Raw genomic sequence first — 23325 nt, 5'->3', positions numbered from 1 at the left:
ATGCATGGCTGGCCATGGGCGAACAATGACCCCTTCGGATTCCCCGCACGAACCACCTCGCGCCTCAATGGCCCCAACGCGCCCGACCGGCCCGCCCGGCGCCATTCGACACGCCGCCGCCGGGTTGCTGGTTGCCTTGACCGCCTTCTTCGCCACCGCACCCTTTGTAGACGCGCTGCCCAACGGACGCTACGTGGATGCCCTGCTGGCCACAGGGGTCCTCGCCGCCGCGGTCGCCGCGATCGGAACCCGGACGCGTCCAAGAGTCATCGCATCCGTGCTCGCCGCCCCCCTGGTTTATGCCTACTGGTTCCAACGCCACCATACCGAAGGATCCCCGTTTATCATCTTCGTCCTGCTCTTCATGACGTTCGTGGGCTTTGTCATTCTCCACCTTCTGCAGTTCGTTCGGGACGCCCGGCACGTCAATTCCGAGGTCCTGTGCGCCGCGGTCGCCGTGTACCTCCTCCTGGGCATGTTGTGGGCGGCGGCATTCACGCTGACGGCACGACTCGTGCCCGGATCCTTCGCGGGAACGGCGATGGAGTCCACTCCACTCCAGGGATTCGAGGCGCTCTATTTCAGCCTGACCACCCTCACGACCGCCGGCTTTGGGGACATCGCTCCGACCACCGCACCGGCCCGCATGCTTGCCATGCTAGAAGCCTGCACCGGGACGTTGTACATTGCCGTGCTGGTCGCCCGGTTGGTCTCCCTGTATCGGGCCGAAGCGGAGGCGAACCCGGGCGGTGCAACGTGATGAACTTGGGGACCGATCCAAATCGCCCAGCACCTCCGCACCGGGACTCGACAACCGCGACTTGGACCAAGGTCCAATGGACGCGCCGCGCCGATGCGATATACCGGCCCCCAATCGGGGGTGGGGGCGATTCCCGGCTCCCGCGTCCAGGACCCTCGTCGTCCACAACGCATTTCCCAATCCGATGAACACACATCGTTCTCAAAGATTCCAAAGCCTCGGAACGGCGCTCGCCGCCGTACTCGTGACCCCCATGGCGATCCGTGCGAGCGGTCTCCAGTTGTATGAAATCGCCACTCCCGATGTCGGCTTGGCCTCCGCCGGTTGGGCCGCGCGGGCACAGGACGCCTCCACACTCTTCAAAAATCCGGCCGGCATGAGCCTCCTGGATGGGGCGACCCTCCAAGCGGGCCTCCAGCTGACCTACGGCGACGTGGCGTTCTCCCCGAACGACGACACGTCCCCGCAACTGGGCACCGACGGCGGGGGCAATGCGATTGGAGCCCTGCCCGCAATGAGCTTCTTCTACGTCCAGCCGCTGGGGGAGAAGTGGCGGGTCGGTGTGGGCACCCTCTCCTACTTCGGACTCGTTGAGGACTACGGGCCCGACTGGGTCGGACGTTACTACGTGCAGAAAAGCAGCCTGATCGGCGTCAGCCTCCTGCCGACCGTCAGCTACCAGGTCTGCGAGTGGCTGTCCCTTGGGGCGGGCCTCAACGCCATGTATGGCTATCTCGACACGGAGGTCGCCGTCAACAATCTGGATCCCCGGATCGGGGATGGGCAGCTCACGGTGGACGACCGGACCTGGGGTTTCGGCGCCAATGCCGGCCTCCTGATCAAGGCCAGCGACCGGACACGCGTGGGCATCAATTACCTGTCCCCCGTCGCGCTGGATTTCGAGGCCACGCCGGAATTCTCCAACCTCGGTCCGGCCCTTGGAAACCTCCTGAACAATCCGTCGCCACTGGACCTCGGAATGACCGTGCCACAATCCGTGATGTTGAGCGTGTTCCACCAACTGACGGACCAGCTGGCGCTCATGGCCGACTTCGGATGGCAGAACTGGTCGGCCTTCGGCCAGGTGGAGGTTGGCGTCAACTCCGACAACCCCAGGGACCTGACCACCGATCTGAATTATCAGGACACCTTCCACGGTGCGGTCGGGGCCCAATACCAAATTTGCCCAAAGTGGCAGGTGACCGGCGGGGTCGCCTACGACAGCTCGCCGGTCAGCGATACGGACCGTTCCGTGGTGCTGCCCTTGGGGATCGCCTGGCGGTTCGGGGCCGGGGTCCAGTGGCAGGCCACGCCGTCGTTGTCCTTTGGAGCCGCCTACGAGTTCCTGTGGGCGGGCGACATGACGGTGGACCAGGGGACGGAGGACAGCCTCCGCGGCCGCGTCGCCGGAACCTACCAGGGCGCGAATTTCTCCTTCGTCACACTGAACGTGAACTGGAGGCTCTGACGGGGTCCCAAGATCCGAAGGGCCCATATTCTGGTTCCGTGCAATTCCTTGGAGGACTGCCGGTCGTTTTCAACAACCGCCAACCCGTTCCCTCATGCCCCGCATCCTCCGCACCATCCTCCTGATCCTCGGGATGCTCGTCCCGTCCGGATTCCGCGTCCTGACCCAATCGCCGGATCCGGGGCAAACGCTGGATCCGCTGGCCTTGAACTGGCCCCGGTCCTTTGCCACCCAGGGATTCGAGTTCGCCGCCTACCGTGCGGATACAGCTATGCGCACGTGAACTGCAACGCGACCAGCTTCTACACCCACTGGGGAACGGCGGTCAGCGCGACAGGCTCCTACGGGTACAACCCCTACACGGGGACCTCCTGGGGATCCGAGCACGCCACCACCTTCAATCCATATACCGGCACTTCCGGAAGCCTGAACCGCGGAGCGGCCTACAACCCCTACACCGGCCAGGCCGCGGGCGGTCGCAGCGGCTCCTGGTACAATCCCTACTCAGGGGCCTCCGCCGCCGCCCGCGGGGGTGCCACTGCCAATGCCTACACCGGCAACTATGCCGCGGGGCGTCAGGCCGCGGGATACAACCCGAGCACCGGAATGTACGGCGCGTCCAGCAAGGAAGTGTCCGGCAATGCCTATGGCGGCGGCGCATCCACCGACAACCGGGGCGTGGTTGGCAACGTCAACACCGGCAATGCCGCCGCTTGGAGTAATGGCAACCTGTACACGGACAAAAATGGCAATGTGAACCGGTACACGGCCCCCACCGCCACCAGTTCCGGAAGCTGGGACCGCTACGGCAGCAGCGGATGGCAGGCTTCCTCCCAGCCCACAACCCGTTCGTGGTCCGACTCGGGATGGAACAGCGCCAATTGGAACCGCTCCGGCAATACCGCCGACAGCATGGATCGCGAACGTTGGGGTCAGGCGACTGGCGCCGACCGGGCGGATGCGTGGAACCGGTCCGGCGGCGGCGGATGGGGCGGCTCCCACGACAGTGGGGGATGGAGCCGGGGGGGGTGGCGGCTGGGGTGGCGGCGGATTTCGGGGGGGACGCCGGTGACGGGGGGGGGATTTCCGTCGCTTGAGCGTCGTTCGATGGTTCTCGGAAGGCGCGTTTCTGACGTCGTGTAATCCAATGGGTTGTCTGGGTCCAATGCCGTGATGTCCGCGGTCCGATCACGCCGGGTTTGGATGTCGGTAATGATCGCCATCGTCACCCGCGCACCAGGAATGGCGGCGCCCCACCCCGAGGCAGAGTTCAGCGCAGATTTCCTCCAGTACAACATCCTGGGCCAGTTGGTGCCAACGCCCACCGAAGCCGTCCCGGCCGGTCTTCTCCCGCCTTCCTCCCTCGGAATCGGTTCCCAGTTCCCCACACCGCCCAGGGGCAGTACGGCGGCCCGGGATCTCCTCGGGCGACTGGACGCCGCACCCCCCGGCGCGGGCTGGACCTGGTTTCCCGCATCTCCACCACCGCTGATGCCCTACCTTGCCGGCAACGCCCGGCTGGGCAACGCGTCCCTGAATCCCGGACCGCTCTTCGACGCGCCCTCCTGGGAGACCGGCGTGCAGCAGGCCAAATACGCCGCCTCAACGTTCGGACTGAACTACTCGCTGGCCCAGACCTTCTCCGTGGTGGCCTTGGGCAATGCCCTTCAAGGGGATCAATGGCTGTCGGCGTACACGCTCGATCTCTTTGCCAAATGGACCGTGTTCAGCACCGATGGGGGCGCAGCGGCCGGATGGATCAGCACACAGGTGGAGGCACAGGAGGGCCTCGCTCGGGCGAGTCGAAGTCAAACGCCTCAGTCCAACCTTGGGACGTTCACCAATCCTGCGGACGTCTGGTCATCGCATCTGGGATTTCGAATTCCCGAGCTCGCATGGCAGCAATCACTGGCCCACGGGAGGTTTGTTGCACTCGCCGGCGTCGTCAGCCAGGCAAACTATTTGGATGCCAACACCTATGCCAACTCGGCCCGCGGTCAGTTCCTCAACTCCGCGCTGGTCAACAGCATGGTGTTGCCGCTCTCCGAGTACAATCCGGGTGTGAACCTTCAGTGGCAGCCCCATCCGGACTGGTTTGCACAAACCGGCGTGACGATGGGCAATGCACCGGCGGGAACGGCACCGTGGGCGGATTTCAATGCCGACCAGTGGTCGGCGGTCGGCGAACTGGGCTACGCACCGTCCGACCTTGCCGGGATGGGCCCGGGAGTCTTCCGCATCCAGCCGTTCATCGCCCGGGCCGGCGGTCCCACCCAGGGCGGTATCGCCTTCAACCTGCAGCAACAACTTGGGCATCACGCTCCAGTCGGATGGTTCGGACGTTTCGGCGCCGGGGGTTCGGCGGTCACCGCGGCCTCGGCCCAGGTCGGCACCGGCTTCGTGGTGCGGGCGCCACTCAAGGAACTGGGGCTGATCTCATCCCAGCCGAACGACGGCCTGGGGATCGGCGTGGTCTGGAGCCAGCCGTCGCCCAAGGACTCCGGTGACCGCCCACGCCAGGAAACCATCCTTGAACTCGGCTACGTGATGCACGTCACCCCGATGCTGCGGCTTCAACCCGATTTCCAGGTCGCTTGGAATCCGTCGCATCATCCCACCGCGGACCACGCCGTCGTTTTCCAGCTCCAGTTGGATGCGTCGTGGTGAGCCACGCCATCCGTACTCGGAGGCCGCCAACCAGAGGCCTCCCGGTTCATTACGGGCCTCAATGACCGTTCGGACCTCACGCACAATGACGACCGCGGCGCCAGCAACTTGAAGAGCCAAAGTCACCTTCGACCCTACTGTCGCCGTGGTGCCCCCGGGTCCCCTCCGGAGAACGTCAACAGACGAAGCCGGGGTGGTCCTCCCACAGATTGTGCCTTGTGAACAAGTCCCCCCATCCTGTTGTGGTTTTCCCCTTGCCGGCACCTCGTCCGGATCCTTGACTCGTCACGGCATGTATCTGAAGAGCCTCACCGTGCTCGGCTTCAAGTCGTTCGCCGACAAGACCACGCTGAATTTCCAGCGCGGCACCACAGCGATCGTCGGGCCGAACGGATGCGGCAAATCGAATGTGTCCGATGCCATCCGCTGGGTGCTGGGGGAGCAGTCTGCCAAGGCGCTGCGCGGCGGCGAGATGGCCGATGTCATCTTCAACGGCACCGACAGTCGCAAGCCGACCGGAATGGCGGAGGTCAGCCTGACCATCGGTGACGTGGACACCGCACACCTCAAAGCGGCCGGAGTCGCGGTGGAGTTCAACGAGGTGACGGTCACCCGTCGGGTCTTCCGGGATGGCGGCTCGGAGTACTTCGTCAACAAGGTCGGCTGCCGGCTGCGGGACATCCAACAGCTCTTCGCCGGCACAGGCGTCGGCAAGACGAGCTACTCGGTGATGGCCCAAGGCAACATCACCCAGATCCTGTCCAGCCGTCCGGACGACCGGCGACTGGTGTTCGAGGAGGCTGCCGGCATCACCCTGTTCAAGCAGCAGAAGCGCGAGGCGCTGCGAAAGCTGGAACATACCGACCAAAACCTTCTGAGGGTCGAGGACCTCATCCGGGAGGTGAAACGCCAGATCGGATCCCTGCAGCGGCAGGCAGGAAAGGCGCGCCGGTACAAGGCCATTGCCCAGGAACTGCAGCACCTCGAGACGCAGTGGGCCCGGCACCAATTCGATGTGTGGACGGGTGAAATCGAGGCACGGACGACCGAGGCTTCAGCACTCGCTGCCGCGATGGAAGCAGCGCAGGAACGCGTGCTGCGCGCTGAGGACGAAATCCTGCACCTGCGCGCCGCCCTGACCGATCTGGACCAGGAGATCTCTGCAGCGCAGCAGCGGGGCCTGGGTCTCAAGGCCGAGGCGGAACGACACGACAATCGGATCCAGGTGGATGAGGAGCGGATCCGCGACCTCGAAACCCAGAACGAACGGGCGTTGCACGACGTGGCCGAAGCCGACGAGCGACGGCGGATCGCCGTGGAGGAACTGGCAGGCGTGCAGCAGCGGCTCGCGGAGTCCCAGGACCGCGTCGCCGGATTCCGCGGGACGCTCCAGGAGCGTCAGGACGCCCTGGGCGCGGTGGAGCAGGAACTCTCACGCCATCAGGAATCCCTGCGGCAGGCCCAATCCCATGCGTTTGCCGCCGCCCAGCAACTCAGCCGTGCCCGCAACGAAATCACCCAGGTGGACCTGCAGAAACAGGGCAACGCGGTGCGTCTGGAGAAGCTGCGTGCCGAACAGGGTTCGTTGACCGAGGAATCCGCACGCCTCCACGCCTGCATCGAGGAATTTCAGGCGCAGGTGGAGACCGGCCGGCTGCAGGCACAGACCACGCGCGGCACGCTGGAGGAGCGGCAGCAGCGCCTGCGTACGATCCAGTTGGAGATCCAGCAGGCACAGCAGGAACTCGACGGCTTCCTGCGCCGGCAGGCTGAAACGCGGAGCCGGCTCCAGGTCCTCGAACAACTCGACGCGCAGCATGAGGGATTCAGTGAAGGCACCCTGACGGCCCTCCGGCAGTCCGCGGACGTCCTGGGTTCGCTCACGGACCGGATCCGCGTATCCGACGCCCACGTGCCCGCGGTCGAGGCCGCGTTGGGACATCATCTGCAACTGGTGTTGACGGGCCCGGCCGAGGCCGCCACAGCGGTGTTGTCCGGGTTGCACGCCGCCCGCAGGGGGCGCGCGAGCGTGGCGGCGCTGCAACTCCTGGGGGCCGTCCTCGATCCGGGCGAAGTGGGAGAGAGCGCTGAACTGCCAGCGGGGGCCCGCCCCCTGCTGCCGCTGGTGGACGTCGAACCGGAGGTGCGTCCGCTGCTGCAGGCATTGTTGGGGCGGACGCTGCTGGTGGACGACCTCGCCGCCGCCTGCGCCGGGCAAGCCGCAACGGGAGGCCGGTTCGACTGGGTGACGCCGGCCGGAGACCTTCTGACCCGGAACGGGATTTTCACCGGGGGTTCCGCGGCCTCACCGGGAAAGGCACCGGCAAGCATCCTGGGCCGGAAAAACCAGATCGCTGAATTGCAGGCAGCACTGACTCAGGTCACCGGCGACGTCACGGAGGCCGGACGCCGCAAGGGAGCCCTGCTCTCAGAACAAACCGCGTTGCAAGCAGGACTGGAGGAGGTCCGCACCGAACTCCGGACCGCCGAGATGGCGATTGCCGCCCGGGAGGGGGAGTTCCGGGCCTTGGAGGGATCGCGGCGCTCCCTGGGTCAGAAGCTCGAGACGGTGGCCTACGAACTTCAGACGCTGACGACCCACGATATCGAAGGCACGGAGCGCCGGCAGCAGCTCGCCAGCGAGATCGCTGTTCTCGAGTCCGCAGAGCAGGCTGCGACGGCGCAAGTCGCCGGGCTGTCGGAGGGCTTGGAAAGCCTGCGCCAACGGCGCGACGCCGCCGGAGCCGCCGTCAGTGACGCGCGAGTGGCGCTGGCAACTGAGGAGCAGGTGCTTGGGGCACACGGGCGGCAGCGTCCACCGCTCGAGGCTCGCATCCGCGAACTCACCGTCCTCGGTGAGCGCCTCCGCCAGCAATTGGAGGGGTTCACCGGCCGCCGGACCCAGTTCGAGGCGGAAATCGCGGATTCCCGGCGGGAACTCGTCCGGCTCGCCTCGGAGCGCGCCGCCGTGGCGGCCGGGCTCGCCGAGCTCACGTCCCGTCGTGCCCTCGAGGAGGCTGGCATCGGGGAACGTGAAGAGGCCCTCCGCGCCGACCGGACCCGTCATCTCCAGGCGCAAACACGACGCGGACAGCTGGAGGTTGAGCTCACCCAGAAGGCCATGGCCGTCGAGAACCTGCGCGAACGGATCCTGTCCAGACATCAGGTCCGGCTCGAGGACATCCGCGGCGAAGGCATCCGGATTACCGACGCCTCCGAAGGCCCTGCCAGGGTGGAGACGGTGTCCCTGGAGGACATGGCGGCCGCCGGGCTGAGCACGGACTGGGATGCCGTGGCCCGTCAGGTCGCCGAACTGCAGCGACGCCTCGACGACCTGGGACCGGTGAACCTGGTGGCCATCGAGGAGTACGAGGAGATCGAACAGCGGCACGCGTTTCTCACCAGCCAGCACGAAGATCTGGTGAGGGCCAAGACGGAGCTCGTCCAGGTGCTTCAGCGGATCAATATGGAGACCAAGACCCTGTTCGTGGACACCTTCGAACGAATCCGGGAAAACTTCCGGACGATGTTCGTCGAGCTGTTCGGTGGCGGCCGGGCGGACCTCCGGCTCGTGGAGGGCGAGGATCCGCTGGAGGCGGGCATTGAAATTGTGGCCCGCCCGCCCGGGAAGCAACTGCAGTCCATCTCGCTGCTGTCCGGCGGTGAGCAGACCATGACCGCCGTGGCGCTCCTGTTCGCCATCTACCAGGTCAAGCCGTCGCCCTTCTGCGTCCTCGACGAGCTCGACGCCCCGCTCGACGAGTCCAACATCAACCGCTTCGTGGACATGCTGCGGCGGTTCGCGGAATCGAGCCAGTTCATCATCATCACACACAACAAGCGCACCATCTCCATGGCGGACATCCTCTATGGGGTGACCATGCAGGAACGCGGCGTCAGCCGCATCGTGTCCGTGCGGTTCAGCGCCGCCGAGGGGGCTCCGGAGAACCGCACGGAGACGAGGGTCTCCGAATCCGCCGGATTGCCCCTGGAGTCGGCACCTCTTGTGGACGACCCGGACGCCGAGGTGATGCTCGCCAAATAATGGACCCCGCCTGGACGACCGGGCTTTGGCATGAACTTCACCCCCATTCTCCCCGGAGCGGCGCTGGGTGTGCTGGGCAGCGGACAGCTGGGACGCATGTTTGCACTGGCTGCGCGACAGCTGGGCTACCGGGTTCACGTCTATTCGCCGGAATCCGACACGCCGGCCGGTCAGGTGGGTGACATCGAAATCTCGGGCGCCTACGGCGATCTCGATCGCGTCCGTGACTTCGCCCGCGGAGTCGCCGTCGTGACTTTCGAGTTTGAGAACGTGCCCAGCGAAACCAGCCGGGCAGCCGCCTCGGTGGTGCCGGTCCGGCCCGATGGACAGGTCCTCCATGAAACCCAGCACCGGTTGCGCGAAAAATCCTTCCTCAGGGACCATGGATTCCCCGTGACCCCGTTTCGCGCCGTGCGCACGGCAAAGGCACTGGCCGATGCCCTTCAAGAGCTCGGGACCGGCGGCGTGCTCAAAACCGCGAATTTTGGCTACGACGGCAAGGGCCAGCGACGGGTTTCCAGACCGGAGGACGCCGCCACAGCGTTCGAGTCCCTGGCCGGCGCCGAGGGAATTTACGAAGCCTGGGTGGATTTTGACCGCGAGATCAGCGTGATCGGGGCCCGCGGACTCGACGGACGGATGGCAGTCTATCCGGCCTTCGGCAATGAGCACCGCCACCATATTCTCGATGTCACGGTCTGTCCGGCGCCTGTTCCTGATGCCGTGGCCCAACAGGCGGGCGACCTCGCTCGGAGCCTCCTGGAAGCCCTCGATGTCGTGGGACTGCTCACCGTGGAGCTGTTCCTCGCCCGCAACGGGCGCCTGCTGGTCAATGAATTGGCGCCCCGTCCCCACAATTCGGGACACCTGACGCTCGACGCCTCCGTCACCAGCCAGTTCGAGCAGCAATTGCGGGCGGTGTGCGGACTTCCGCTGGGCGCCACCGACCTGCGGCAACCGGCGGCCATGGCGAATCTTCTCGGGGATGTCTGGGAGGCCGCAGGAGGCACACCCGACTGGTCCGCCGCCCTTGAAGATCCCGGAGTTCGCCTGCACCTCTACGGCAAGGCGGCTCCGCGCCCGGGACGGAAGATGGGCCATCTCACCGCAACCGGCTCCAGCACCGAGGAAGCTTTGATGCGCGTGCGCCGGGCGCGGGACCGTCTGATTCCCGGCCGATCCTGAACCCTCCTCACGGACTTGACGGTGCCACGCAATCAAGAGGCCCAGCTCAACCTGTCCGGCCCGCCAGGACGGGTTGCCCTGGGTTCAAGAGGGCCGTAACGACGCAAGATCGGGAACCGGTCCCAGCGGGTCTGCTCATTCCCCGACTTTCGGACGCTTTTGCCCCTTGACGATCTTGTGCCAGCCGTACGTCAGAGAAAGACGGAAGCCGTCCATCTGAAGATCACCCGGGGAACTGTCGTTGACGGTCGCCATTTAGCCGGCGGTGATGGAGAGGTTGTCGTTGATCTGGTACCCGAGGGTAAACCCAATGCCGACGTTGTTCAGGGAATCACCGCTGACGCCGCTGATGCTGGACTTGCCGCCCGCAACATAGGTTTTGTCGAAAGAACCCCAGAAATGACCGGTGAAATCCCGGGTGACATGCGCCTCCACTTGGAACATCTCTGCCCAGATCTCTTCCAGTACCCCGGGTGAGCGGCCCGCCACCCTCGCACCCGCTCGACGTGGCTGGGTCCCTTGAAGTCGTCGGCGTTGCCCGGCTTCGCCGCCCAGCGGGCCTGGCTCTGCGGCTTTCTCGCCTGCCGGCACTCAGGCGTGGCGCCGTAGCGCTGGCGTCCCCGGTTGCGCGGGTCAGGAACGAAGGAGGCGTAGCAATGCAGGCACTTGGGGCACGAGATCGAACCGGCCACAGACCGGAAGAAGACGCCCCACCCGCCTGAAACCCAACCCGCACCCGTCCCCGAAAATCACCCGACCGGAAGAACAGAAGAAGGAAGAAAAGGCTTCGCCCACCCGGAAGAAGAAGCCCCCAAGAACACCCCATCCACCCCGGTTTTCAAACGCCCAATTTCATCCGGTTTTCAGCTCGGCGCTGACACAAGGCCATCGGCCGGTTGGCCGGCCCAGCCCGAGAACCGGCCGCCGACGTAGATCCGACCGCGCTCATCCCGCGCCAGCCGGTGGATGTATCCGGTTGCGGGCGGACTCGGAAACCGCGGATCGGCTGAGCCATCCGGGCGAAACCGAAGGAGCATGGTGGTTTCGCCGACGCCCGCTTCGGGAGGTGCGGGCAGCACATTGCCGCCCACCAACAGGCCGCCGTCCGGCAGGGGCAGCAAGGCGTGGGGAAACCCGGGGGGGATCATCGGAGCAAAACCGGGTCGGAAGAAGGCGGCCGGCTGGAGGCGACCGCACGCCCAGCGACAGTGATGCTTCAGCCCCATTGGTGCCCGCCGCATTCCAGGCGATCCGGCGGTAGGTGCCGGCGGACTCCATCGGGAGACTGGCTAGACGGAGCACAGGGCTCACTTCGCCGGGAAGTGCCACGCCGTCGTGCTGCCATTGCAGGGATGGAGGCGGCCAGCCGTGAACGACGGCCCGGAGGACGACCGATTCTCCGGGGGCAGCCTTCCAAGAGGCTTGGGGGATGATCACTTCGGGCGCCACCGCCGGACCGGTGTATCCCTCGAGCCGGAGCAGGCGCCGGATCGCCATGCCCCCGCTCGAAACCGCATCCACCGTCACCAGCGCCCGGCCATCCGCCTGGATCGCCTCCAGACGCGGACGGGTGCCCGGCAGTTCTGGCAGAAATCCGTTGTCCAAAGTCCCATCCGAGTTGAGCCGGACCAGGCTGCCGCCCCCCATCGCGCCTGTCGGGGCGTACCCACCGGCAGCCAGAAGGCTCCCATCTGGAAGGACCCCCAGGGACTCGACGGTGGATTCCAGCCCCGCCGGCGGACGAAAACGATCATCCACTGTTCCATCGGTCCGCACGCGGACGAACCAGTGCCGCACCCCCTGCCCGGGAATTGGGATCGAAAATGCGGTGAGAAACTGTCCGTCGGACTGCAGCGTCAGAAGCCGGACATCAGCCGCAGGCTGTCCGGCAACCACGGGCAGCCCCAGATGCCAGCCCGGATCAAACGTCGCATCGAGGAATCCACGGGAATCGAACCTTGCGAATCCCACACGAGGCTCGCCGTTCGCCGTCACAAATCCTCCCGCGACGACGAGCCGTCCGTCGGGAAGCACCCGGACATGGTTGCGGACTCCCTCCGGAACTTCGGAATCCGGTATGGGAAACTCCAAAGATGCCCTCCAGTTAAACTGGGGATCCACCGTGCCGTTGGGCAAAAGGCCGGCGAGACGGGACGGCCGCTGGGACCCCCCGGGCGTCTGGAACAATCCGACCATGACCGCGCCCGATCCCGGCGGTTCCGCAAAGTCCATGGCCCTCCCAAAGACGTCCCACTCGATGCGCGCCAACGGAAGTGGGACGGGCTGATACGGAGACGCGGCCGTCCGACACAAAGACCACCCGGCCTCCCTCCAGCGGTCGGATCGCCCTCACCGGCCCGGGGAATTGGTGGTCAAAAGCGGCGCTGACAGGCGTCCGGTGTGCCGTCCTCGGACAGGAGTTGGATCGAGTGCAAACCGGCCAGGGAACCGCCCACCAGCATCCGGCCGTCCCCCAGCAACGCCACGGCGCCCACATCAAGGTCCGGCGGCGGGGCGAAGCGCGGATCCAACGCCCCAGGCTGCTGGGCCCAGACGCAAGTGCACGCCCAGGCGGCGCAGGTCATGCCGGCGATCCATTTGGAATTCATGGTGAAGGTGGCGGGATTGGACACGGCCTGAGGACCCGGCAGCGGCCGATGTTGTTTACGGGTGACTTCGTTCTCGTTTACGTCATTGAACACAACGTGTCAACCGGGAATGCGTTTCGGGAGGTTGTCCGATGCATCGAACCGAATGGTTTCACGAACCTTGCGGCCGGAGTGGTCCACCAGGATCCAAAGCGTCTCCAGGGCCAGCCGGGCGCGAGGCTGCCCGGTCCATCTCCAGCGGCTCCACGTTGCCCTCGATCTCCCCGTCCTGCTCCAACCGCGAGCCCGGGCGCGCCACCTGCCGGGCGGCGCGGGCGGTGGCAAGATCGCGGACGAAGCGATTGGCAGGTGAGACCGGCGGCGGTTCGGAGAATTTGTCGAAGAAGTCGCGCCGGATTGCCCCGCCGGCCTCCCGGGTCGCGAAGCCGGGACGTGACGTCAGGCCGTTGGACTGAAACGCCCGCACCAACAGCACACCACGCAGCGGATTGGCGGACACCGCCAGGGAGGAACGATGGGGTCGCGCCTTAACGTTTGATATTTTGAGGTAGATCCGGCTCATTTTCCTCGTGTCCCGGGCGCGGCGGTCTGTTGCAACAGCCCTCGGGATCCCCTTGGGGTTGGCGGATGTCAGCCACCCTCCTACCGCGCCGCCTGCCCGATGGCGGCGAAGGTCTGATCCAAGGCGCGACGGAGGAGCCGGTTCCAGGCGGCAACGGCGGTGGCGGGCCGGGTGTCGGCCAGCGGTTCCGATGCATCAAACCGAATGGTTTCACGAACCTTGCGGCCGGAGTGGTCCACCAGGATCAAACGGATCTCCAACGCCAGCCGGGCGCGAGGCTGCCCGGGAACGGCCCGGCCCACCTCCAGCGCCTCCACGCTGCCCTCGATCTCCCAGTCCTGCTCCAGCCGTGAGCCCGGACGCGCCACCTGCTGGGCGGCGCGGGCGGCGGCGAGATCGCGGGCGAAGAGATTGGCAAGGAGGACCGGCGGCGGTTCCGAAAATTCGTTGAAGAAGTCGCGCCGGATCGCCCCGCCGGCCTCCCGGGTCACAAAGCCGGGACGCGACGTCAGGCCGTTGGACTCAAACGTCCGCACCAACAGCACACCGGGCAGCGGCTTGGCGGACACCGCGGGCGGCGGGCCGGGATCCAGGCTCCACTGGACGATGTCCGGCGCAGGCCGGCTGAGGCGGCACGCGGGCAGCAGGGCGAGCAGGGCGGCGACGAACAGGAGGTGGACGCGGGCGGCAGTCATGGTTTGGTGGGCTTGGGGGCGGGCGGCTGCCCGAAAATGAGAAATGACGGGTACTGCCGCGCGAGCTCCGACACGGCGCGCAGATTCTCCATCAGCGCGGCGAGGTTGCGGAGGATTTCGTCCAGTTCGCCATCGCGTCCGGCGGCAAGGTTCTGCACCTGCCGGAGCGTCTGCGTGGCCTGGGTCGCCACACCGGCAAGGTCGGCCCGCTCAAGTTGCTCGCGCAGGCTGGCAATGGCGTCCCGGGCGCCGGCGAGGGTCTGCGCCGCGTCGCCGGGCAGTTCCTTCCAGGCGGGTTCGGCCAGCAGGCCGCCGAGGCGTTCGTTGGTGACGCGGAGTTCGGCGAGCAGATTGGTGAACTGGCCGGAGATGGCGGGGGTGTCGGCGCCCTCCAGGCTCTGGCGCAGGGACACCAACGCCTGGTTGATGTTGGTGAACACAACGGCGACATCCACCTCCCGGAATTTCTCGAAGAACTGCTCCGTGGACTCGAAAATGCGGTTGAAACGGCTGGGTGTGGACGGAATGCGCGGATAGCGCGGGGTCCAGGTGATCGGCAACGGGGGGTTCCGCACGGGATCCACGATGTCGAGTTCGAGGATGGCGACACCCGTGATCCCCTGCTGGGTGAGGCGGGCACGCAGGCCGCGACGCACCTGGGCCTCGGTGTCCTCCCGGATCTGCAGCGCGATCTCCGGGCCGATCTCGCGTTCGTCCAGGGCGAACTCGACCAGCACGTAAGGTCGTCGCTCGGCGATGGGGTCCGCGGACTGGTATTGCGCACCGGTGAAGGCGATGCGCCGGACCGTGCCGACGCTCACGCCGCGGAACCTGACGGTGGAGCCGACCTCAAGTCCCTGCACGGATTCGTCGAAATACGTCTCGAACATCACCTGGGGCCGGAACATGCGGCCGGCGCCGAGGAATAGCAGCGCGCCGACCAGCAGGGTCGCGGCGGCCAGCAGGAAGACGCCGAGTTTGAAGTGGTTGGTCGAGGTGCTCATCAGGGGATCATTCGGCGGCCTGGCGGCGGAAGAAGCGCTGCACGCGCTCGTCGGTGCTGTGATCGCGCAGTTCCTGCGGCGGGCCCAGCGCAATCACGCCCCGGACGCTGGCGTCCAGCATCAGCGCCCGGTCGGCGATCGCGTAGATGCTGGCCAGTTCGTGCGTGACCACCACGAAGGTGATGCCCAGCGTGCCGGCGAGCTGGCGGATCAGCCGGTCCACGCCCGCCGAGGTAATCGGGTCCAGGCCGGCGGAGGGTTCGTCGAGGAAGAGGATCTCCGGGTCGAGAGCCATGGCGCGGGCGATGCCGGCGCGTTTCACCATGCCGCCGCTGAGCTGGCTGGGAAGGCGGTTGCCGGCGTGATCCATGGACACCAGACGCAGCTTGAGCATCGCCACGAGCTCGCGGGCTTCGGGCGGGAGACGGGTGAAGGACTCCAGCGCCAGCATCACGTTCTCCACCACGGTCATCGAACCGAAGAGCGCCCCGCTTTGAAACATCACCCCAAACCGGCGCCGGATGCGTTCGCGCGTGGCCGCATCGCCGCCCGCCAGCTCGTCGTCCCCGTACCAGATGCCCCCGGCGCGCGGGGATTCCAGCCCGATCATCTGCCGCAGCAGCGTGGTCTTGCCACAGCCGGAACCGCCCAGCACCACGAACACCTCCCCGCGCCGCACCTCAAAGCTCACGTCCTGCAACACGGTGAGCGCGCCGTAGCCGGCTTCGAGCCCCTTCACGCGGATGATGGGTGCGTCGGCCATGTCAGAGCCCGATCTGGTGGTACACCACCGCAAACACCCCATCGGCCACGATGATGAGCAGGATGGAGGTGACGACGGCGCGCGTGGCCGACAGGCCCACGGCGCTCGGGCCGCGCTGCGTCTGGAAGCCGCGGAGGCAGCCGACGCCGGCCACGATCAGTCCGAATACCACGGACTTGATCAGTCCGCTGATCAGATCACCGGGTCCGAGGAACGTCTGGATCTGGTTCCAGTATGTGAACAGCGGAAAGCCCAGCGAGACGAACACCATCGCGCCGCCGAGCAGGCCGGCCAGGTTGGCAAAAAGTGTCACCATCGGGGCCACCACCACTCCGGCCAGGAGGCGCGGCACAGCGAGGAAACGCACCGGATCCAGGTTCATCACCTGCAGCGCATTCAGCTCCTGGTTGATCTTCATCGTCCCGATCTCCGCGGCGAAGGCCGAGCCCGAGCGGCCCGCCAGCATGATGGCCGCCATCAACGGGCCGAGTTCGCGGAGGATCGCAAACGCCACCAGGCTCGGCACAAAGATGTCCGCACCAAACTGCCGCAGCGGGATGGCCGACTGGAACGCGAGCACCACCCCGATGAGGAAACTCACCAGCCCCACGATGGGGAGCGCGTCGGCGCCCGCCCGTTCGGCGACGAGCGTCACATCCCGCCAGCGCAGCGTGTCCGGCCGGCGCACCGCGGCGGCCAGCTGCACCGCCAGTTCCCCCAGGAAGCCGACCTCCTCCCGCACGTCGGCGGCCACGGCGACCGCCGTACGCCCGACCTGCGTGGGCAGACTCAGCGGCTGCGGCAACTCCAGCGGCGGCAGGTCGCCAGCCCGGTCGTAGAGGGCCAGCAGCCGCTGCCACTCCGGCGCCAACCCGGCGATCTCGAGGGGCGGCGTCCCGCCTTCCCGCTTCAACGCGACCAGCAAGGCGGCGCCTGAGCCGTCCAGATGGGTGATGCCCGAAGCATCCAGCACGGCGGGCCGGGGGTCACGCCGGACAAGGGACAGGGCCTCGGACCACAGCTCGCCTGCGGCGTTCACGTCCAACCGGCCGGCCATCCGCAACACCGCCGATCCGTCGGCGGAATCCCGGCGGATCTCGGCGGTGGAGGCGGCGGTGCGCACGACGGTACAGCGTGAACGCAGAGCGGTTCCCGCTGCAAGCCGACCGGGCGGCCATTTCGCTGCGGTTCATTCGCGTTTGCGCCCGCGGCCGGGTCGGCGTGAGGCTCCCACCCGATGGCAGCGGCCGACCCAGCGCCCCGGCCGACTGCGGAGGCGTTCATCCTCGCGGGCGGGCGAAGCTCGCGCATGGGGCGCGACAAGGCGCGCCTCCGGCTGTCCGGACGCTCCCTCGTCGCGTGGATTCGTGAGTCGTGCCGGGAGGCCCGCCTCGCGGTGCGGGTGATCCGCCGCGATGCGGTCCCGGAGTGCGGACCCGTGGGCGGCGTGGTCACCGGACTGCGGCGCGCGCGGACGGAGATTGTCGTCTTCCTCGCGTGCGACCAGCCCCTTGTGCCGGCCGCCTGGCTGAAGCGGCTGGCGCGGGCGGCACGAGGGCGGGCGGCGTTCACGGTGGACGAGGAAGGCTGGGTGGGACTTCCGCTGGCCCTGCCCGTGGCGACGGCGCCTGTCGTGGAGGCCTGGTGGGCGGCGGGCGGGCGATCCCTGCAACGGTTGGCGGCGCATCTCTGCGCGCGCGCCATCCGGCCGCCGGTCGGGATGCGTCGGCACCTGGTCAACCTCAACACACCCACGGCACTGGCGGACGTCCGCCGAACCCTCCAGCGGCGGGTCCCCGACCCCGGACCCGGCGCGGCCGCCGCGCCGGACCCCCCTGCGAGAACGGTGGCCACGTTGTCCCGCGCGGGGCGCACGGCGTCCAGCCGCCGCCCGGGAATGTGAAGTTCCCACCGCAGGCAGGGTTTTGGCACGCTGCCGCCATGTCTGTGAGGACGCGGTCCCAGCATTGGCTTCCGGCGGTTGCCATGCTTTGGGTGGTGGCGCTGGCGGGTTGCACCACCATTTCGTTGCCGGGCCGGGGTTCCCGCGACGCGGCGTCGCAACGCAATCTCGCCGCCCTCCAGGGGGCGCTGCAGCGATATGCGGATGAGTTCATGAGCCGGACTGCGGCGGCGATGGACGAGTACGCACGCCGGGTCAACACACCGGCCGCACGCAGCCAGGCACTGTCGTGGAAGCTGCCGGTGGTGTCCGCCGCCGTGGGCATTGCCAGCGGCCCCAATCCCACCGCCAACCTGCTCGACCTCATCACGCTGGCCAGCGTCACCCGCCTTGCCGTCGAGCAACTGGTCGCCCAGACCGCCGATCCGACGCCGTTGCAGCCCTGGCTGGACGTGAGCCGTTCGCTGGAGGCGGGAGCCTGGGATCTCGCCGCAGGCACCCTCGACGCCGCGCAGGAGCAGGAGTTGCGGGCCGCAATTGCACGATGGTGGGAAGATACGCCGGACGCCCGCAGCGCCTCCTTTGGTCGCCCCCAGGAACTGGGCTCGATGGTCCGCGAGTACGCCGGGCGTGCGGGCCGGTCCGCCAGCGTTTTCGGCATCGTCGGCCTCGACCCGACCGCCGGACTCGACCCGGCCGTGCGTGAAGTGACGCGCTCGCGGTTGTTTGCCGAGCGCACGCTGTTCACCGCGCAGCGGATGCCCTTCCTGATCCGCTGGCAGGTCGAGCTGCTGGGCGACCAAATCCTGAATCAATCGCAGGTCGCCCAGGCGCTGACGAACACCGTCCATCTCGCCGAGAGCGCGGAACGACTCAGTCGCGCCGCGGAGCTTTCGGGCCAGACCCTCGCGCAACTGCCGGACCGCGTCGCCGCCGAGCGGACGGCGATCCTCAGCGCGTTTGAGTCGCAGGAGGACCGGCTGCGGGACCTCTCTGCGGAGGTCGGCCGCACCCTCGCTGCCGGGGAGCAGCTGTCCACGTCGCTCCAGTCCACGCTCGTCATCTTTGACGCCCTGATGAAGCGCTTTGGGCTCGGCGAACCGGCTTCCAGTCCGTCAACCGCACGGGATGCGTCCCCGTTCAACGTTCTGGATTACGCACTCACTGCGGAGCAGATGACCCGGATGGCGCAGGAGCTCACCGCTCTGCTGCGAACGACGGACGAAACGCTCGACTCACCCGCGCTGGACCGGCGGCTGAAGGATCTCGAGTCCCTGGCCGCCGGCGCGCGCGCCGATGCGAAAACCGTGTTGAACCACGCGTTCCTCCTGGCGGCAGGGCTGGTGCTCCTCGTCTTCGCCTGTGCACTGGCGTACCGGCGGTTGACCCCTGGGCGAACCGTGCAGGTGGTGAGATGACCGATCCTTTGACCGCGTCCACTCCGGCCGGGTGAGCCTCACGGCGAGCCGCGCGTGCGTGGAGTCTGCACCAGAGCAGTCCGCAGCTTCCGCGTCGCATCAAGGAACGGCAACCCGGAGCCGGAACAGCAGGCCCTCGACAATGGACTCGACTCCCAGAGCTTCACTGACCGGGCCGCCGGGTCCCGGCTCCCACTCCCTCAGCAGCGACCAGTCCCCGAGGGCTTCCAGATCCCGCTGCTCCAGCCGGTAGCGGCGTCCCGCGGCGGCAACCCACTCCAGGCGGCTGCCCCGAATGGACAGGCGCAGCGCGCTGGAACGGCTGCGGGGATCCGTCCCGGCCACCCATTCCTGAAGGTTGGTGTATCCGTCGCCATCGGCGTCCCCAGCGGCATCCTTGGGGTCCCGATAGGAGAACCCATGCTCGATCTCCCATGCGTCCGGCAAACTGTCCTCGTCGAGGTCACTGCGGGAGCTAAAAAATCCGGAGCGCCCGCTGTGGCCATTGCCGTCGTCCACGCGGAAGGCCACGGCAGCAACGGGCTCCGGCAGGACCAGGTCCCCAATCCACTGACCTCCTGAGAATCCGAGGAGCACACCAGGTGTCAACGCCACCGGCAGGGCGTCGTCGAACAGCGGATTCAGCCCGATGCCCAGGGCGCCGGGATTCGAGAAGAATGGAACGGTCCAACTGGCCGCCCCCCGCTGGTTGCTGGTCCCGATCCGCTGGAATCGGTAGGGAGGTCCGGCGGCGAGGGCCACCGGATCGCCCTCCCATCGAGGTCCGGCAGCTCCAGCAGTCAACGACAGAAATTCCGGCCACGCCCTCCCGGCCAGCAGTGAATCCTCGGTAAACCCGGTCGGATCCTGAAGCAGTACGCCAATGAGAGGCTCTCCCGGAAATCCCTCGAACACCCCCCCGGACCACAGGTCAGTGGCGAACGTTTCGGCATCAAACTGCGGCGGACGCTCCGTGAAGAAATCGGTCAGGACCAGGACCTGGCCCGGGGCGAGTTCCTGAGGCGGGCGAAGCGTGAGGATCACCGTGGGTTCGGGCCAGGTGCTGGGGCCGAAGAGGAGCACCCGCCAGCCATCGAGACGGATACCACTCGGACTGGCATTGAGGAGCTCCACAAAATCCCCACCCTGCTCGGCCGCAGCCATCACCTCGGAAACCACCACTCCGGTGGGAATCCCCGAACCCCGCCGGGCCGTGACGGTCACCGCCCCTTGGAATCCCGGGAGCACCTCGCCCCGGGCATTCAGTGCCGTGACGATGATGGGGAACGGACGGCCGGGCTCCAGTTCGGTCCCAACCGATGACACGGTGAAGCGCGACGGGACGTTGTCCGGCGGATCGTCATCCACGATGAGACCGCGAACCTCGGTTGCCGCGACCCGGCAATTCTCGGCAGACATGATTCGCAGGAGGAGCCGTTCGTCTCCTTCGAACACCGTGTCGCCGAAAATGGCGACCGGGATTCGGACCTGCGTGGCGCCGACGGGCACCTCCAGGGAGCCGGAACCGGCCGCGAAGTCCGTGCCGGCGCGGGCATCCAGACTTTCGAGCTGATACTGGAACCGGACGGGCAGGTCCGTATCCCCAAACACCCGGGCGTCGAATCCGACATCCTGCGTCCCGGATGCGCCTTCCAACCATCGCGCGGGGAACACCTGAAGGATCGGGGGCGGATCATCATTCTGGATGACCGCTGTTCCCGCTGCCGTGCGGACCGGATCGGGACTCAGAACCGAGACCCGGATCCGGAAATCCTCCGACGCCTCGAACGTCCCGTCCCCAAGCACCGGCACTTGAACGACGGCTTGGGCGCTTCCCGCGGCGATCAATACCTCCCCGGATTCCGCCAAGTAATCCTCTCCGGCCAGCGCCGAACCATCTTCGGTGGCATAGGCAAGCCGGACGGGCTCCGGCCGCGCGACATTCAGCCGTATCCGGAAGGCAAATAGATTGGTCACACCCGACGGCCCCTCGGCCATGAGCACCGGCTCAACAGAGATCTGGAAGTCCGTGGCATTGATCCGGATCGGGACGATGTTGTTCTCGTCGGAAATCTCCGGCGAAGCGCTTTGCAGACGGGCGTCGAACCGATACTCGCGGAGGGCTCGGAACCGGAGGCGAAGCTGGATGCGCACCGGAATCCCGGGCGTCAGTGTCCCAAGATCCGACCTCACGACGCCTGCCGTCTCGGAAACCAAGCCCTGATCGCTGGTCCCGGAAACAAACTCGATGCCCGGGGGCAGCGCGGTGACAAATCGCACCTCACCGGAGGCAAGGGATCCGATTTGTTCGGCAAGGAAGGCCAGTTGGACGGTGTCATCCACCACCGCCTGCTCCGGGATCGCCACGGGCGTGAGCCGAAGATCCTGATGACAACGCCCGGCCGCTCCCGCTTCGGCCACCAAAGAAACCTCCTCGGAGGTCAGGGCCCGCGAGTAGATCGCCAGCTCATCCAGGTCCCCGAAGAACGAGTAACTGTTGCCGGGATCCACACCAGCAAGGCCGCCCAATGTCAGGGAGGGTCCGGGCCTGAACCGGGTGCCGTAGGCCGCGGAGCCCGCCGGCTGGCCGTCAATGTAGAACCGCACGTCGCTGCCGGACTTGGTGACACCGACATGGTGCCACTCCGTGTCGGTAATCGCTCTGCCGGAGAACACGGAGTCGAGTGGTGGGTTGTAGATGTAGAGTCGCCCGTCGGGGACCAACCCAAAACCCATCGCTTCCCCGCTGCCTCCAACGAAAAAGCAGTGGTTGGGTGTCGGCGACACCACCTGGTCGCTCTCGCGACGAATCCAGCACTCAATTGTGAAGTCATCGGCCCCCGCGGTGACCGTCTGGGTCACTGAAACCACGCTGTGGTTCTCCCGAAGCGCGAAGGCGGTACCCACCTTGCCCGGGAGATACCGCACGCTCGGGGAGGCAGCTCCATCGCCGCCGCTAACCGTATCCTGGGCCGAGCCGTCGGCGCGCCACCACGACTGCAGATCCGCAAAGGCGGGAACGCATCCGCCGGTGGCCACGTAGCTGAGGGTCCATTCGTTGTTGGCCGCGACCGCGTCCACTGCAGTGAGGTCCAGCGACAGACGATGGTTCACGCTTCCGGCCACCGTTGCCCCCGCCCTCCAGCGCAATGTGATCTGGGCCGAGGCCCCGGGGTCGAGTGCACCCAATTCAAACACCACCTCGCCGCCGGCAACGGATGCGGAGCCCTGCGAGGCGTTCGCCGCCACGAACTCGATGCCGGTCGGGACGGGTGCACGGACGCGCAAGGGGACGGCAATGTGCGCGCTATGATTCCTCACCTCGACCGCGATGGCGTACTCCGAGCCCTGGCTGACCTGCCGGGGTGATCGGATCAGGGCGAGTTGCACATCATCGAGGCAACGAGGCGCCGTCACATTCCGGGCCAGGGACGCGACTTCCGCCGGGCTTAGCGCGCGGCGGTAAACGGTCATGTCATCAATGAGACCTTGAAAACTGTAGGAAAGGCTGTCGAACGGCCGGCTGAGGCCTCCAATGCCATACTGCTCGGAAGGCAGGAACAGGTCCTCCAGGACGGCATCGCCCACTGAAACGCCATCCACGTAGAAGCGGACTTCCGAGCCCTCCCGGGTGACGGCGGCGTGATGCCAGTCGGTGTCCAGAATGGCACCGCGGGCCGGGGAATTGACCACGCCGACCTTCCCGAGGAACAGGCCGCCCTCCTGGGCGATACCGAAAACCCAGGCGCCGGCATTGCCCCCCATCAACACGGCCACACCGTCATTGCCGACCCGGTCGGTCGTGCCCCGCCGAAGCCAGCATTCGACGGTGAAATTCCGGAGGTCGAGTCCGGGAGATCCCGGAACCGCAAGCGCATCATGGACGCCGTCGAACCCAAAGGCGTTGCCCCACCTGCCAGGGACCGTTTTCGCATCCCCGATCCAGGTGCCCGGCTCGCGCCCGAACGCGTCGCGCGCGTCCTCGCCCGAAAACCAGGCGCTGACCCCATCCAGCAGCAGCCGGCAGGCGGGCTGGGGATTGGCCATACCAATGAACGCCGGGAGGAACGGAAGCACCGCGAACGACAGGAGCCGGAGGATCGTGGGCACGCCCACCTGAGTAAAACGCTTCATGGAGGATGCGAGTGGATGTAATGAGCCGCGCGATCACCTACCGACGAACCGTCTCAGTGTCGAGAGGGATGTTTTCGCGATGGGCCGGACGGCCCTGCCCTGCGCCCGAGCT

18 protein-coding genes are annotated in these 23325 nt (G+C 66.9%); 9 read left to right on the top strand and 9 right to left on the bottom strand.

The features are described 5' to 3' along the window. The first annotated feature begins 67 nt into the window (after positions 1-67). The 7 genes from KF791_00825 to KF791_00795 all read left to right on the top strand — a co-directional run bounded on the left by KF791_00825 (position 68) and on the right by KF791_00795 (position 10125). Positions 68-760: a two pore domain potassium channel family protein gene (locus KF791_00825; protein MBX3731115.1), complete on the top strand. Its 693-nt coding sequence runs from the start codon at positions 68-70 to the stop codon at positions 758-760. A 253-nt stretch (positions 761-1013) separates the two neighbouring features. Next, entirely contained in the window at positions 1014-2228 is a 1215-nt protein-coding gene (locus KF791_00820; protein MBX3731114.1) for an outer membrane protein transport protein, read from the top strand. 94 nt (positions 2229-2322) lie between these two features. After that, positions 2323-2511: a hypothetical protein gene (locus KF791_00815; GenBank protein ID MBX3731113.1), complete on the top strand. Its 189-nt coding sequence runs from the start codon at positions 2323-2325 to the stop codon at positions 2509-2511. Then, positions 2508-3371 (top strand): hypothetical protein, encoded by an 864-nt coding sequence (locus tag KF791_00810; GenBank protein MBX3731112.1) that lies wholly within the window; start codon positions 2508-2510, stop codon positions 3369-3371. Before KF791_00815 ends, KF791_00810 begins: the two co-directional genes overlap by 4 nt. Positions 3372-3431: 60 nt before the next feature. Beyond that, positions 3432-4895: a carbohydrate porin gene (locus KF791_00805; GenBank protein ID MBX3731111.1), complete on the top strand. Its 1464-nt coding sequence runs from the start codon at positions 3432-3434 to the stop codon at positions 4893-4895. Between the two features lie 292 nt (positions 4896-5187). Further along, a complete protein-coding gene (gene smc, locus KF791_00800) occupies positions 5188-8940 on the top strand; it encodes a chromosome segregation protein SMC (protein MBX3731110.1) in 3753 nt (1250 codons plus the stop codon). Positions 8941-8970: 30 nt separating this feature from the next. Then, positions 8971-10125, top strand: a complete 1155-nt coding sequence (locus KF791_00795; protein MBX3731109.1) for a 5-(carboxyamino)imidazole ribonucleotide synthase — start codon at positions 8971-8973, stop codon at positions 10123-10125. A gap of 255 nt (positions 10126-10380) precedes the next feature. Here the strand turns inward: KF791_00795 and KF791_00790 are convergent, their stop codons facing one another. The 8 genes from KF791_00790 to KF791_00755 all read right to left on the bottom strand — a co-directional run bounded on the left by KF791_00790 (position 10381) and on the right by KF791_00755 (position 16815). Beyond that, positions 10381-10569: a hypothetical protein gene (locus KF791_00790; GenBank protein MBX3731108.1), complete on the bottom strand. Its 189-nt coding sequence runs from the start codon at positions 10567-10569 to the stop codon at positions 10381-10383. 501 nt (positions 10570-11070) lie between these two features. Beyond that, the gene (locus KF791_00785) at positions 11071-12393 is read right to left on the bottom strand and encodes a hypothetical protein (GenBank protein ID MBX3731107.1); all 1323 of its coding nucleotides are present in this window, start codon (positions 12391-12393) and stop codon (positions 11071-11073) included. A 104-nt stretch (positions 12394-12497) separates the two neighbouring features. After that, the gene (locus KF791_00780) at positions 12498-12734 is read right to left on the bottom strand and encodes a hypothetical protein (protein MBX3731106.1); all 237 of its coding nucleotides are present in this window, start codon (positions 12732-12734) and stop codon (positions 12498-12500) included. 151 nt (positions 12735-12885) lie between these two features. After that, the gene (locus tag KF791_00775) at positions 12886-13296 is read right to left on the bottom strand and encodes a hypothetical protein (GenBank protein ID MBX3731105.1); all 411 of its coding nucleotides are present in this window, start codon (positions 13294-13296) and stop codon (positions 12886-12888) included. Between the two features lie 80 nt (positions 13297-13376). Continuing rightward, positions 13377-13991, bottom strand: a complete 615-nt coding sequence (locus tag KF791_00770) for a membrane integrity-associated transporter subunit PqiC (protein ID MBX3731104.1) — start codon at positions 13989-13991, stop codon at positions 13377-13379. Continuing rightward, on the bottom strand, positions 13988-14995 hold the full coding sequence (locus KF791_00765) for an MCE family protein (protein MBX3731103.1): 1008 nt from the start codon (positions 14993-14995) through the stop codon (positions 13988-13990). The genes KF791_00770 and KF791_00765 overlap by 4 nt, the downstream gene beginning before the upstream one ends. Before the next feature lie 7 nt (positions 14996-15002). Beyond that, on the bottom strand, positions 15003-15758 hold the full coding sequence (locus KF791_00760; protein ID MBX3731102.1) for an ATP-binding cassette domain-containing protein: 756 nt from the start codon (positions 15756-15758) through the stop codon (positions 15003-15005). Between the two features lies 1 nt (position 15759). After that, the gene (locus KF791_00755) at positions 15760-16815 is read right to left on the bottom strand and encodes an MlaE family lipid ABC transporter permease subunit (protein ID MBX3731101.1); all 1056 of its coding nucleotides are present in this window, start codon (positions 16813-16815) and stop codon (positions 15760-15762) included. 180 nt (positions 16816-16995) lie between these two features. Between KF791_00755 and KF791_00750 the strand changes: the two genes are divergently transcribed. Together KF791_00750 and KF791_00745 are read left to right on the top strand one after the other, a co-directional pair. Further along, entirely contained in the window at positions 16996-17661 is a 666-nt protein-coding gene (locus KF791_00750) for a molybdenum cofactor guanylyltransferase (protein MBX3731100.1), read from the top strand. A 38-nt stretch (positions 17662-17699) separates the two neighbouring features. Continuing rightward, a complete protein-coding gene (locus tag KF791_00745) occupies positions 17700-19079 on the top strand; it encodes a hypothetical protein (GenBank protein ID MBX3731099.1) in 1380 nt (459 codons plus the stop codon). 99 nt (positions 19080-19178) lie between these two features. Here the strand turns inward: KF791_00745 and KF791_00740 are convergent, their stop codons facing one another. Next, entirely contained in the window at positions 19179-23213 is a 4035-nt protein-coding gene (locus KF791_00740; GenBank protein ID MBX3731098.1) for a DUF11 domain-containing protein, read from the bottom strand. Positions 23214-23325: the final 112 nt, after the last annotated feature.

This window comes from Verrucomicrobiia bacterium (assembly GCA_019634635.1).
GTDB lineage: Bacteria > Verrucomicrobiota > Verrucomicrobiia > Limisphaerales > UBA9464 > UBA9464.
The sequence above is the reverse complement of the archived record's forward strand: the minus strand, read 5'-3'. Positions and strand labels throughout refer to the sequence as shown.

Bases quoted from the DNA above. Each gene is read 5' to 3' on its own strand.
- KF791_00780 (MBX3731106.1), bottom strand. From the start codon at position 12,734: ATGAATTCCAAATGGATCGCCGGCATGACCTGCGCCGCCTGGGCGTGC.
- KF791_00770 (MBX3731104.1), bottom strand. From the start codon at position 13,991: ATGACTGCCGCCCGCGTCCACCTCCTGTTCGTCGCCGCCCTGCTCGCC.
- KF791_00795 (MBX3731109.1), top strand. From the start codon at position 8,971: ATGAACTTCACCCCCATTCTCCCCGGAGCGGCGCTGGGTGTGCTGGGC.
- KF791_00740 (MBX3731098.1), bottom strand. From the start codon at position 23,213: ATGAAGCGTTTTACTCAGGTGGGCGTGCCCACGATCCTCCGGCTCCTG.
- KF791_00790 (MBX3731108.1), bottom strand. From the start codon at position 10,569: ATGTTCCAAGTGGAGGCGCATGTCACCCGGGATTTCACCGGTCATTTC.
- KF791_00820 (MBX3731114.1), top strand. From the start codon at position 1,014: ATGGCGATCCGTGCGAGCGGTCTCCAGTTGTATGAAATCGCCACTCCC.
- KF791_00750 (MBX3731100.1), top strand. From the start codon at position 16,996: ATGGCAGCGGCCGACCCAGCGCCCCGGCCGACTGCGGAGGCGTTCATC.
- KF791_00765 (MBX3731103.1), bottom strand. From the start codon at position 14,995: ATGAGCACCTCGACCAACCACTTCAAACTCGGCGTCTTCCTGCTGGCC.
- smc (MBX3731110.1), top strand. From the start codon at position 5,188: ATGTATCTGAAGAGCCTCACCGTGCTCGGCTTCAAGTCGTTCGCCGAC.
- KF791_00760 (MBX3731102.1), bottom strand. From the start codon at position 15,758: ATGGCCGACGCACCCATCATCCGCGTGAAGGGGCTCGAAGCCGGCTAC.
- KF791_00775 (MBX3731105.1), bottom strand. From the start codon at position 13,296: ATGAGCCGGATCTACCTCAAAATATCAAACGTTAAGGCGCGACCCCAT.
- KF791_00805 (MBX3731111.1), top strand. From the start codon at position 3,432: ATGTCGGTAATGATCGCCATCGTCACCCGCGCACCAGGAATGGCGGCG.
- KF791_00745 (MBX3731099.1), top strand. From the start codon at position 17,700: ATGTCTGTGAGGACGCGGTCCCAGCATTGGCTTCCGGCGGTTGCCATG.
- KF791_00825 (MBX3731115.1), top strand. From the start codon at position 68: ATGGCCCCAACGCGCCCGACCGGCCCGCCCGGCGCCATTCGACACGCC.
- KF791_00815 (MBX3731113.1), top strand. From the start codon at position 2,323: ATGCCCCGCATCCTCCGCACCATCCTCCTGATCCTCGGGATGCTCGTC.
- KF791_00755 (MBX3731101.1), bottom strand. From the start codon at position 16,815: ATGGCCGGCCGGTTGGACGTGAACGCCGCAGGCGAGCTGTGGTCCGAG.